The organism is Nitrososphaerota archaeon (genome assembly GCA_027887005.1).
Taxonomy (GTDB): Archaea; Thermoproteota; Nitrososphaeria; order Nitrososphaerales; family Gagatemarchaeaceae; genus UBA183.
Window position 1 is genome coordinate 1 of record JAPCJI010000020.1, and the last position, 11,181, is coordinate 11,181.

The window sequence follows — 11,181 nt, forward strand, 5'->3', positions numbered from 1 at the left end:
AGTCGGAGGAGGGAACGTGGAGACGAGCCAGAGGAACGCCGACCTGGTCTTCAGGGCGCTTGCCAGGGCCGCTCCGGACAGGGTCCCGGCCGCTTCTGGGGGCTCCATGAACAACGTGATGGTCGGCGGCGGGAAGGGTCGCTCCTCCTGGGCGTTCTACGAAACGATCGGAGTCGGCCTGGGGGGACGGAAGTCGATGGACGGGGTGGACGGGATCCAGTGCAACATGACGAACACCATGAACACACCCGTCGAAGAGATCGAGCGCTCACTTCCCATGATGATAACGAAGTACGGATTCAGGGAGGGGAGTTCAGGCGCCGGAGAGCGCAGAGGGGGCAACGGCATCGTACGCTCGTTCAGAACCCTCGGCCCGCGGACCACCTTCACAATCCTCGCGGACAGAGAGAAGCACCGTCCCTGGGGGCTGGAAGGAGGCAGGCCGGGGAAGGGGACGGAAGCTGTCCTAAGGCGGTATGGGCGAGAGAGGAGGATCCCGGTCAAGTCGACCCTAGCCCTGCAGGCAGGGGATGAGGTGGAAATCAGGACCGCAGGAGGGGGAGGATACGGCGACCCTGGGCGCCGCGACGGGCGGTCTGTCACGGCCGACGTGGAGAACGGGCTTCTCACCCCTGCGGAAGCCCGAAGACAGTACGCCTCCTGGTCAGACCGCTAATCGATAACGGACTGCCTTTAGGTTCTTCCGCGGAACCTGTCGATGCCCAGGAAGGAGATGTCCAGGTCTGTCTTCCCGTCGACGGCCAGGTCCGCGGCCACCTCGCCGATTGCACTCGCGAACTTGAACCCGTGCCCCGAGCAGGCGCTTACCACCGTTATCCTAGAGTCGTCTGGGTGAGGCCCTATGGCGAAGTTCAGGTCGGGGGTGTTGGTGTAGATGCACGTCCCAGAAGCGATGGGCGTTCTTCCCAGCTTCCGCATCCTCCTGGAAATGAATCCAGCAACAGGCGCCACGTCCTCATCGGTCACTGTCCTACTGACCGTGTCCGGCTCAACCTTCTGTCCCTGATGTGTGCGGGCCACCTTCACGCCGTGCCCGAGCTCCGGAATCCCGTAGAAGAAATTCTCCGGGGTTTCTTCAGCGATGAACACCGGCATCTCTTCAGGGGCGAAGCACTTCTCCCCGCCAGACGAGAACCAGAGCGGGACCTGCCTCTCGCAGCTGAGCGGGATCACATCGCCGAGCAGTTGCCTAGTCCACGCCCCAGCGCAAAAGACCACCCTGTCTGCGACGCACACCTCGCCTCCTGCCGCCACCTCGACCCCCTCGGGTGTGCCCTTCCACGAGGTCACGGGCTCCGAGAACTTCAACTCGCATCCGGCTTCCCTGGCCGATCCCGCGTAGGCCTTGATGCATTCCTCGGGGAACAGAATCCCGGCGTCTTCCAAGTAGACTGCCGAGAACCCATCGTCGAACGAAAGCGACTCGAATCTCTCCCCCATTTCTCTCGCCGAGATCAACTGATGCGAAATACCATGCTTCTCCGAGCTATTCAGCACTCCCTTCACGAGCTCGCCCTCGGGGCTGCCAATCATCAGGCCCCCTGTGAGCTTCAGAAGTTCCTTCCCTGACGTCTTCTCGAGGCTCCTCCATGACTCGAAGGCCCGCCTCAGGAGGGGGACGTACCTCTCGTCCTCATAGTAGGCGAGCCTGATGATCCTCGACCTCCCGTGGGAGGAGCCGAATTCGTGGTTGAGCCCGAACCTGTCCAGGGTCAGAACGCGCAGCCCCTTCGCCGCCAGGTGGTAACTCGCCGACGACCCCATGGCGCCGCACCCCACCACCAGGGCATCGTAGTGTCGCACGGGCCCGCACAGCCTCAGACGAATATGAAGTTTGTAGGTCCCCTGGGCGTCCGCCCATCATCTTCAAATAACGACTGCCCTCCGCATCCTCGGGATGTCAAAGCTCTCCGAGGCAAAGACCTACGGAGGAGTCGGGTCCATCCTGATGCTGCTGGCCATAGTCCCCTCTGTGGGATGGCTGCTCGCCATCGTGGGGGCAATTCTGGTCCTGGTCGCAATAAAGCGCGTGTCCGAGGTTGTAGCCGACCCATCCATCTTCAACAATATGCTCATCGCGATTGTCCTCGGGATAGCAGGCATAGTGGTCGGGGTCGTCGTGATAGCCGCGTCGGTCTTCAGTGCGTTCGGCCTCACCGCCCTAACTCAGATGGCTCCTGGCTCAGTGCCCAGCATAGCTCAGACTGACATCGTGAAGCTGATCACCGGCATAGTGGCGGGCCTTGCCGTCGTCTGGATACTGCTCCTGGTCGCAGCGATTTTCGTCCGGAAGAGCTACGGTAGCATGGCCACGAAGCTTGGAGTGGGGATGTTCAGCACGTCGGGGTTGATCTTCCTCATCGGGGCGGCTCTGACAATCGTCCTCGTCGGTTTCATACTGATTTTCGTGTCGGAGATACTCAACATAATCGCCTTCTTCTCAATCCCCGAACAGCTTCCCATGGCATCACCAACCATGGCACCTGCTCCCTCCGCCTAGGCCCCCTCGACCTACTGATTCCGTCAGGCGAACCTAACCCCTTCCTTTCACACGAGTCCGGGTGGGTTGGGCTCCCTAACTATCGTTAAATATTTACCCCGAGCCGGCCCTAGGCGAATGGTGGATTCAAGGAAGGTCGCCACAGCCTCGGTCTTCGGCGTCATAATCGCAATCGTGAAGGGTCCCCTTCTCCCTCCCCCCAGCGGCGACCTCCTGGTCGTCGTCGAAGCCATGCTGCTAGGTTTGAGTTTCATCATTCTCGGGATAGGAGGGGCGACCTACACTGCCGCCGTCGCAGGGCTTCTAATCAACTTCGTCGAACCGGGGTTCTACTTCTACCCCTTCGTCCTCGCCCTCCTCTACGGCCTTCTGGTCGACGGCGTTTCGTCCGTCCTCAAGGTCAAGACCGCAGAGTCCGTGAGCTCGAAGCGCCTGGCCGTTTCACTCACCATTGCCACTGCAGTAGTCGGGCCCGTGGCCTACTACGCCACAGTCTACCTGACCCCAATCCTCCCGAGTGACCCCTCGATCTATGCCACAATCATCATAGTTGGCGTAGTCAGCGGTGCCGTAGGTGGGATCCTTGCTACGAGGATCTGGGACAGGAACCTGAAGGCCAGGTTCAAGTCGGTCCAGCCGCCGGTCGGCTAGCCGCGTTCTGCGTCGTCGATCTCGCGCTCGACTTTGCTGGTGAATCCGTACAGGAACAGGTAGAGGAAGACCCCCAGCGCCAAGAACGCGATTCCGGCTACCGTGTCCTCGAGGAAAGCCGAGGCCAGGCCAACCACGAGTGTGAATATCCCCACCACGATTATCAGCAGCGCGGCCGTCCTCGAAACTCTGCTGACCTTTAGCGACATCGCAACTTCGGACGTGCGATGCGGAGTTAAACGATTTGCGGCCAGGGGAACCGCTTTATCCAAAGGAACATAGGGATGAAACGCAGTGAATCCTGACACCGAGGGCATCGCTTGCTGCTTCGACGAGCGTTCGCAGCGGCACTTGGATGACTTCCGACAGAACGGATTGAGCGACACGGCGACCGAGATCCGCTCTGCGCTCAGGAACCGGGGGATCGCCGGGAAGACCATTCTCGAACTCGGCTGCGGGGTCGGGGGCTTTACGCTGACTCTCCTGAAGGACGGCGCGACGTCCGCCAGAGGAATCGACCTGTCTCCGAGGATGGTCGAGGCCGCACGTTCGCTTGCCGCGGAAGAAGGACTCTCAGGCTCAGTTTCCTTCGAGGTCGGGGACGGGGCAAAGACTCACCTGGACAGGGCCGACCTGGTCGTGCTAGACGCCGTAATCTGCTGCTACCCTGATTTCTCCGGCCTCGTCCAGAACTCGAGCTTTGCCGCCCGCCTCTACTACGCCGTTTCCATGCCCGACGATAACAGAATTGCCACAAGACTCCTTCGACTGGTCCTCCCGCTCCAGGGAATCATCTTCAGGCGGGACAGCTTCCGATTCTTCATCCACTCGAAGAAACAGGTCGTGGCACAGCTGGAGAAGGACGGGTTCAAGCTCCTCTCAGAAATCGCCGTCGGCTGGGTCTGGTCCGTCCTTATGTTCGCAGCCCCGTCAAACTGACGCCGAAGGGTTCGTTACTTCTTCCCCTTGCTTTCTTCGCGAAGTAGCTGGAAGAGCCTGTACTTGTCCGACTCACCGGGGGAAAGGGTGTAGCCGCAGATCTTGCATTGCACGCCCTCGCCAGTCACCCTCAGCTCCATCCTTCCGCACTTCGGGCACTTCATCTGGTCGGCAGGCGGAAGCTTCTCCATCATCGACCTGTCGGACCCTACGAGAGTCTTAAGGGTGCCGACCCAATCTAACCTATCCTAACAACCGACTGCCTGTCAAAGGGAGACGCTCGCACTGAGTATCTCCGGTACAGTTCCGCAGGGAGTGAAATGTCGCCGAGCCAAAGCTCTCCCACGAAATTTCTCGCTTCAGCATTGAGGAACCCTAACTTCGGAAGCGCCATGGTGATGGTCGCCTTGGCCACAACGCAGGGCTCGTTCGATTCCCCTGAGGTCGCGTCTAGTCCTGAGGGGAGGTCGACCGCGAGCATTGGCACCTTCGACCTGTTCGCACCTGCAATGATCGAAGCAACCGGTTCTCTGGGACTGCCTCTCGAATTGTATCCGAGGAGCGCGTCAATCAGTAGGTCGGAATCCCCGAGGGCGGCTTCGGGTCCCTTGATGTCGACTCCCAACGCCTCGACCGCCCGGAGCTGTGTTTTCGGAACGTTCCCCATGGACTCCTTCTCACTCAGGATCACTACGACATTCGCTCCCCAGTTGTGTAGGCGCCTCGCCGCCACCAGCCCATCGCCACCGTTGTTCCCCTTCCCAACGAGAACTCCGACACGTTTCCCTCCGACGCCGCCTCCGAACATCCGCCTGGCAACCTCCGCCGTCGCAGCCCCGGCGTTCTCCATCAGCGAAAGCACATCGACCCCGAACTCTTCTATGGCAGTCCTGTCGAGGAGGGCCATCTCCTCAGCACTGACGTAGGCGAGCCCATCGACCACCTTCATGGCCACAAGACCGGCAGGACGCAAGATATTTCGCTTCCTCGTCATTCTGGAATGGCCGTCAATTTAATTTGTTCAAACTGGCACGTGGATTAGAGCCCGCGGGATATAGGAACTCCAGCCGCACACTGGGGAGACATGGGTTTCGCTAACAAGTGGGAGACAAAAGACAAAGGTCCTGGCTTGATGGACAGGTTCAGGGAGACCGTACGCCCCCCCACTCCGCTGAAACCACAGATTGAGCAGGCCAACAAGCAGATACGTGTTCTGATTTCGCAGTTAGACAACTCCGTCAGTAGGATAAGGCAGCGCGACTCCACAATCTTCAGGTCGGTGGTGACTGCGCTCGCCAAACACGACACCCAGCACGCGGCGGTCTACGCCAACGAGCTGACCGAGGTCAGGAAGATGGGCAAGATGGTGACCCAGGCCCAGCTGGCCCTCGAGCAGATATCTTTGAGGCTCGGAACGATTACCGACATGGGTGAAATCGCCCAGACGCTCGCCCCGGCAGTCTCCGTCATCCGCAGCATGAAGGAGAACCTTAGGATCGCCCTCCCAGAAGCTGACAAGGAGATAGGCGAGATATCAGGGCTCCTCAGCAGCGTCCTTGTCGACGCAGGCTCCACCGGAGGCCTCTCGCTGAACTTCGACGTGGCCAACGAGGACGCAGCCAAGGTCATGGAAGAAGCGGCAGCGGTAGCCGAAGAGAGGATGAAGGAGAGCTTCCCGGAAATCCCCGCCAGCGCGCTAGAAGGCCGCGAATCAGAAGACCTGACCGCCTAGGTCTCACGTGCAGGCTAGGCAGACTGAACCAGCATTTCTGTATGTCCACCGACCTTTCTGGTTCAAAATCATTGAACGGCTTGTACGATTCGTTCGCTTAATATGATGCCCGGGTAGGGAACGACCAGATGAGGATAAGTGCCCACGTCGGCAGATCTGTCAGACCCGGGAATGAGGCTGGGCTGACACAGTCAAAATCCGGCGCCGGGCGCGTCGTAGCCTTGGCAGCCGTCGCCCTGGTCTTGGTCGCCGCCTTCGTGTTGATACTGCCCTATGTCTCCGAAACCCTCAGGAACGGCTTCTCCCAGCTGACATCGTCCTTGTCCAGCGGAACAGGGACCGGCACGACCACGAGTCAGAACTTCAACCTCTACGACCCTATCATCCAGGGAGGTTCGGCCAACATCTCTTATCCTTCTGACTACAGCACCCTCGCCTCGTATGCTGTGGACCGGATCAACCAGGACAGGGCGAACTACAGCCTCGCCCCCGTCACCCTGAGCAACGCCAAAGCCGGCCAGCAGCACGCCGATTCGATGCTGAAGCACGGCTACTTCAGCCACGTCGACACCCAGGGCCTCAAGCCCTACATGCGTTATTCTCTCCTGGGCGGGAACGGCGCTGTCGAGGAGAACATAGCATACTCATACAACTGCGACGGCTTTGACGCCTTGACTCACCAGTGTAGCATGCCACGCTTCACGACCATCAGCTCGGTCGAGTCTGTGATAAGCGGGCTGGAGTACCAGATGATGTACAACGACAGCGGCTGCTGCAACAACGGCCACAGGGACAACATACTCACAGGCCTCCACAACCGCGTCTCAATAGGCGTAGCCTACAACGGGACCAACGTCTTCTTCGTGGAGGACTTCGAGAACTACTACATCAGTCTCAATTTCTCCGTGTCCAACACCTCGGCGGTCTCCATGGTGGGAGCCCTCCTCAAGTCGAGCGTGACTTCAGGTTCCATCTACATCGCCTACGACAGCACCCCCTCGGCCCTGACCCCCTACCAGCTCAACAACGGGCCCCGCGAATACGACCCCGGGACAATCGTAGGCGGGGTCCTTCCCCCCTGTCCTCCCCTGAGCTGCCCCTCATTCCAGCAAGGGATAACAGCCTACGCCAGCACATGGAAGTACACCTCGACTCAGGTCGACCTGGTCTTCTCGCTCCAGGACTTCATCAACCAGTATCACTCTGGAGTCTACACAGTCTATCTCATAACAGGGAGCGACACGTCGACAGCGATCACTTCAATCTCTGTCTTTGTGGCCTGACCCCATATTCTCTTCCGCCTTCATCGCTGTCTTGATTGACTCCGCTGCTCCGCGCATTTCCTCCTCCGAGAACCGTCTTCTTTCCACAAACCTTCCCCTGTCCTCCATCTTCACCGGGATGACGTGCACATGGACGTGGGCGACCACCTGGTTCGCGGCCTCCCCATTGTTCTGCACGAACCGAAATCCATCCGCTCCTACGGCCGCGACCACGGCCCTGGAAACCCTCGAAGCGACTCGGAATAGCTCAGCAATGTCCTCATCTTTCATGTCCCAGATCGTCTCTCCGTGCTCCTTCGGGCAGACGAGGGTGTGCCCCTTCGAGAACGGGAAGGCATCCAGGAACGCGATGTACTTCTCGTCCTCGTAGACCCGATGGGAGGGGGACGCGCCGCTCACGATTCCGCAGAAGACGCAACCCTCCGGGCCGCCCCCTGCAGTGCTAGGAATGCGCTTCATGCCCTTCGACGTTCCCCTACCGGATATCGAATCGCAAAAAACCTTGCCATGCGGGCGGTGCTTAATACTCCAGCAGGCTTCCGACGCACGAGTTGATCTGCGAAAGGTGCCACGCAGGACAGATGGTATCCTACGAACGGACCCTTGGAAGTGGGGAAAAGGCCGCGACCATCAGGGGTGCGAAGTGCGACAGATGCGGCTACACCGAACTTGAGAACGATGACGACATCTGGTCCTCTGTCGGGCTCTGACGAGCGAACGTGGCTAGGTTCTCTGCTAGATCGAGAGTCGTTGGACCGTCCTTCGGTAGGCATCGACGAAGTCCACCGCGAACTTGTCGGCCTGCTTCTCCGTGCCCCTGTGGTGTCCGCTGATCGACCTAAGGTGATGATAGAACTCATGAATCATAACGAAAGGGTCAAACAGATATTCCCTCTTGGCGGCCAGTATCTCCTTCCTTCCCTGAGAGTAGACCGCGGCCACCCCCTTCGTCCTTCCCTCCACGACCCCGACGCCGAGCCTCGGCCTCTGCACATGATAGTGTTTGCAGAGCAGGTCGAGCGCGTCCTCAGTCTTCGAGTCTAGGATCATCGAGACGACCAGCGCTTTGAACTCCTCCTCTCCTGCAGTGAGCACGAGGATCGATTCTCGCCGACTTCACTTAAACGCTTGGAGCCCTGTCCCGTCCTTTGAGCTGATGGTCATGTTTCGTTGATTCGCGGTTTCAATTGCCATCGGGGGTCTGAACAGAGTCATGAGCATGAGCAGGCGCAGGCACATCAAGCTAACGGGACCCAAGGGCGGAAGGTTCAGGGGACCACAGACTCTCTTTTCTGTGGGCTAGGGTAGCAAACCTAGCGAAATCAGCCGCGAACTGGCTCCCTCTAAGTGCGAAGAAGAACGGCGTTCTAAGAAATCCTGAAACGACCTGGCGTAGTTGATTGACTACTGTTGAGGCTGCTGGGTAGGTTGTGGGTCCTGGCTGCCAGCTGGCTTGTTTACTTGCCTGTTGATCGCGTCGGCGAAATAATGCCCTGTGACGACCACGTTCACAGATTTCACTCCCTTCACCTGTGCCAGATTGTCCCTGATGTCCTGGGATATCTTGAGCGCGAAAACCGGAGGACAATACTGAGTGGTGGCGTGGTATTCGACGTCCACCTTCCCCTCCTTGATGTCAAGCTTGTCGATCAGATTCATCTCCACAATTGGCATCCCAATCTCAGGGTCGACGATTTTAGAAATCTGCCTCTGCACTTCCTTCATGTCAACCTGCTCTACGGACATGCTTCTCTTGAAAAACGACCCTCTTCCGCTATAAAAGATTGTCCCGTGGCCTGGCGGCGACCGACTTATGTACACGCAGGCGGTCCCCTATTCAATCCTTGAAACCTGAAGACGTACTGAAATCGATCGAAGAAACTGCCCCGCAGAAAGGTCTCCCAATCATAGGTCCAATAAGAGGCCTCTTCCTCGACGAGGCCGTGAAGGAATACCGCCCCCAGACAATCCTCGAGGTCGGGACGCTGGTAGGCTACAGCGCCATCAGGATGGCCCGCCTCCTGAAGGCCGACGGCCGCATCACCTGCGTCGAAGTCAACGAGGAAATCGCCAAGGTCGCGTGTTCGAACATAGAGAAGGCCGGGTTGACCGAAAGGGTCAGGATCGTGGTCGGGGACGCGAAGGAAGTACTCCCCGATTTGAAGGGAAGCTTCGACATGGCCTTCCTCGACGCCGTGAAGGACGAGTACCTGACGTACCTGAAGTCCTGCGAGCGCCTCCTCCACCCGGGGAGCGTCGTGGTCGCTGACAATGTGAAGTCACACGCGGCGGAGGTCGCAGACTACCTCGATTACGTCAGGAATTCCGGGAAATACCGGAGCACCTACAAGGAAGCCGGATCCAACTACAGATACGGCGCCGGGGTCGCTGAGGGAGACGCCGTGGAAGTAAGCGTCAAGCTCTGAACCCTGCGACCAGGTCCTTCCAGCTCTCGTCACCGTCGAACGGTAGGTACAGCCTGACCCTGTCCACCATGCTTCCGTACCTCTTCGACAGGATCTGTCCTATCTCGTCCCAACGCCCCTTGACGACGAATTCATCCAGCATCTCCTCTGACACCTCCGCAGCCATCTTGTCCCACTCTCCCTTGACCGAATGCTCGTGGAGCCTGTCGCAGATGTCCCCCCAACCGTGCAGATCCATCAACCTCCTGTAGGTCCGGGTAGACGCGTAGAACGCTATCTGATCCCTGTAGGCCTGCCTGACGTTGTCCACCTCTCTCTCGTTCCCTCCCACTGCGGCGAAGACCGATGCAGCGACGCTTACTTTTCCTCTCTTCCTCCCGCTCTTCTGCAGGCCTCTTTCCAGCGAAGGCCCTACCACCTCCCGCAGGTACCGCATGGTATGTAACGGGTGGACGTGGAGGCCGTCGCCGATCTCCCCAACAAGCCTGCACATCCCCTCGTTGACCCCTGCCAAATAGACGGGTATCCTGGGCTGCTCTAGGGGTCCCGGACTGAAGAAGGGCGTCATCAGGTCCAGCTTGAAGAACCTCCCCTGGAAGTCCAGCTTCGCTCCCGTCTGCCAGCTTTCCCAGACCGCCCTCATGGCCTGAACCACCTCCCGCATCTTGGGTGCCGGACTCTCCCACTTCATCCCAAACCTCCGCTCGATGTGTCCCTTCACCTGGCTTCCAAGCCCCAGAATCAGTCTCCCTCCAGAAAGGTTCTGGAGGTCCCAGGCCGTGTACGCCAGGGAGGTGGGGCTCCGGGTGAAGGCGAGCGCAATCGAAGTCCCGACCTGAATCCTCTTCGTGTTCACGGCCGCGAGAGAAAGCTGGAGGAAGGGGTCGTGCTTGGTTTCGTTGACCCACAGGCCGTCGAACCCATACTCCTCAGCCCGAATAGACAGCTCCTGAATCTCCGCAGGGGACCCGACCATCACCTCTGCGTCGACCTTCAACAGACCGTCCCGCAATAGCACGGCTCTTAAACTCGAACCAAACAAGGCTGCCAGCGAACCCCTTCATGGCCTACTCTGCAGTTTTCGGTCTCCTGACCGCCCTCTGCTGGGGGACGGCGGACTACATGTCCCGGCACCAATCGGAGAAGGTCGGTCACTACAAGACCGTGGTTTACTCCCAGGTCGTGACGCTCATAGTACTGCTCGCGCTTCTTCCCTTCCTGACATCCTCCTACTCCGTCCCGACCTTCTCGGGCATAGCTCTTGTCTTGGCAGGCCTGGTCAACTTCGTGGCATTCATCTTCCTCTACCGGGCTTTTCACAAGGGAGTGGTCTCGGTCGTCGCACCCGTCGCATACACCTACCCCGCAGTGACGACCGTCCTATCGATTGTAATCCTAGGCACCGTCATCGCCGCCAATCAAACCATAGCCATAGCCGGGGTGATCATCGGGGTCGTCCTCCTGTCCACCCGCTTCTCCGAAATCAGGGCCTATCTCCGGGGACGGGGTGCTCCCAACATGACCGCCGGAGTCGGCTCGGCAATCGGCTCATCTGTGTTCTTCGGCGTAGTCTACATCGGGGTAGGCTATGCTTCGCCCTTCGTGAACTACGCCATCCCCGCCGTCGTA

17 protein-coding genes are annotated in these 11,181 nt (G+C 59.2%); 9 read left to right on the forward strand and 8 right to left on the reverse strand.

All coding sequences use genetic code 11. The features are described from left to right. Nucleotides 1–676, forward strand: a 676-nt coding sequence (locus OK438_08740; protein MDA4125511.1) for a hydantoinase B/oxoprolinase family protein, incomplete at its 5' end; no start/stop codon positions are given. A 17-nt stretch (nt 677–693) separates the two neighbouring features. Here the strand turns inward: OK438_08740 and solA are convergent. Beyond that, nucleotides 694–1,824, reverse strand: coding sequence for an N-methyl-L-tryptophan oxidase (gene solA / locus OK438_08745; GenBank protein MDA4125512.1), 1,131 nt, complete (start codon nt 1,822–1,824; stop codon nt 694–696). A 94-nt stretch (nt 1,825–1,918) separates the two neighbouring features. Between solA and OK438_08750 the strand changes: the two genes are divergently transcribed. Next, nucleotides 1,919–2,521, forward strand: coding sequence for a DUF996 domain-containing protein (locus OK438_08750; GenBank protein MDA4125513.1), 603 nt, complete (start codon nt 1,919–1,921; stop codon nt 2,519–2,521). 117 nt (nt 2,522–2,638) lie between these two features. Beyond that, nucleotides 2,639–3,172, forward strand: a complete 534-nt coding sequence (locus tag OK438_08755; GenBank protein MDA4125514.1) for a hypothetical protein — start codon at nt 2,639–2,641, stop codon at nt 3,170–3,172. On the opposite strand, the gene OK438_08760 is transcribed toward OK438_08755, so the two are convergent. After that, nucleotides 3,169–3,381 (reverse strand): hypothetical protein, encoded by a 213-nt coding sequence (locus tag OK438_08760; GenBank protein ID MDA4125515.1) that lies wholly within the window; start codon nt 3,379–3,381, stop codon nt 3,169–3,171. The genes OK438_08755 and OK438_08760 overlap by 4 nt on opposite strands. An 85-nt stretch (nt 3,382–3,466) precedes the next feature. Between OK438_08760 and OK438_08765 the strand changes: the two genes are divergently transcribed. After that, the gene (locus tag OK438_08765; GenBank protein ID MDA4125516.1) at nt 3,467–4,111 is read left to right on the forward strand and encodes a methyltransferase domain-containing protein; all 645 of its coding nucleotides are present in this window, start codon (nt 3,467–3,469) and stop codon (nt 4,109–4,111) included. A gap of 14 nt (nt 4,112–4,125) precedes the next feature. On the opposite strand, the gene OK438_08770 is transcribed toward OK438_08765, so the two are convergent. Next, on the reverse strand, nt 4,126–4,305 hold the full coding sequence (locus OK438_08770; GenBank protein ID MDA4125517.1) for a hypothetical protein: 180 nt from the start codon (nt 4,303–4,305) through the stop codon (nt 4,126–4,128). A 44-nt stretch (nt 4,306–4,349) separates the two neighbouring features. Further along, entirely contained in the window at nt 4,350–5,084 is a 735-nt protein-coding gene (locus OK438_08775) for an NAD(P)H-hydrate epimerase (protein MDA4125518.1), read from the reverse strand. A gap of 159 nt (nt 5,085–5,243) precedes the next feature. On the opposite strand from OK438_08775, the gene OK438_08780 reads away from it, so the two are divergent. Both OK438_08780 and OK438_08785 read left to right on the forward strand, forming a co-directional pair. Next, on the forward strand, nt 5,244–5,843 hold the full coding sequence (locus OK438_08780) for a hypothetical protein (protein MDA4125519.1): 600 nt from the start codon (nt 5,244–5,246) through the stop codon (nt 5,841–5,843). A 128-nt stretch (nt 5,844–5,971) separates the two neighbouring features. After that, complete coding sequence (locus tag OK438_08785) at nt 5,972–7,126, forward strand: CAP domain-containing protein (GenBank protein MDA4125520.1); 1,155 nt, start codon at nt 5,972–5,974, stop codon at nt 7,124–7,126. On the opposite strand, the gene OK438_08790 is transcribed toward OK438_08785, so the two are convergent. Then, a complete protein-coding gene (locus OK438_08790) occupies nt 7,103–7,585 on the reverse strand; it encodes an HIT domain-containing protein (GenBank protein ID MDA4125521.1) in 483 nt (160 codons plus the stop codon). The genes OK438_08785 and OK438_08790 overlap by 24 nt on opposite strands. Before the next feature lie 122 nt (nt 7,586–7,707). On the opposite strand from OK438_08790, the gene OK438_08795 reads away from it, so the two are divergent. Continuing rightward, nucleotides 7,708–7,836: a hypothetical protein gene (locus tag OK438_08795; GenBank protein ID MDA4125522.1), complete on the forward strand. Its 129-nt coding sequence runs from the start codon at nt 7,708–7,710 to the stop codon at nt 7,834–7,836. A 25-nt stretch (nt 7,837–7,861) separates the two neighbouring features. On the opposite strand, the gene OK438_08800 is transcribed toward OK438_08795, so the two are convergent. Both OK438_08800 and OK438_08805 read right to left on the reverse strand, forming a co-directional pair. Continuing rightward, nucleotides 7,862–8,221, reverse strand: a complete 360-nt coding sequence (locus OK438_08800) for a hypothetical protein (GenBank protein ID MDA4125523.1) — start codon at nt 8,219–8,221, stop codon at nt 7,862–7,864. A gap of 309 nt (nt 8,222–8,530) precedes the next feature. Then, nucleotides 8,531–8,872 carry an iron-sulfur cluster assembly protein gene (locus OK438_08805; protein ID MDA4125524.1) on the reverse strand — a complete coding sequence of 114 codons (342 nt, stop codon included), beginning with the start codon at nt 8,870–8,872 and terminating at the stop codon, nt 8,531–8,533. Between the two features lie 98 nt (nt 8,873–8,970). Here OK438_08805 and OK438_08810 point away from each other — a divergent pair, with 98 nt between their 5' ends. Then, nucleotides 8,971–9,552, forward strand: a complete 582-nt coding sequence (locus OK438_08810) for an O-methyltransferase (GenBank protein MDA4125525.1) — start codon at nt 8,971–8,973, stop codon at nt 9,550–9,552. Here the strand turns inward: OK438_08810 and OK438_08815 are convergent. Next, complete coding sequence (locus tag OK438_08815; GenBank protein ID MDA4125526.1) at nt 9,542–10,549, reverse strand: TIGR03617 family F420-dependent LLM class oxidoreductase; 1,008 nt, start codon at nt 10,547–10,549, stop codon at nt 9,542–9,544. The genes OK438_08810 and OK438_08815 overlap by 11 nt on opposite strands. 65 nt (nt 10,550–10,614) lie before the next feature. Between OK438_08815 and OK438_08820 the strand changes: the two genes are divergently transcribed. After that, nucleotides 10,615–11,181: DMT family transporter (locus OK438_08820; GenBank protein MDA4125527.1), on the forward strand; the 567-nt coding region annotated here is incomplete at its 3' end.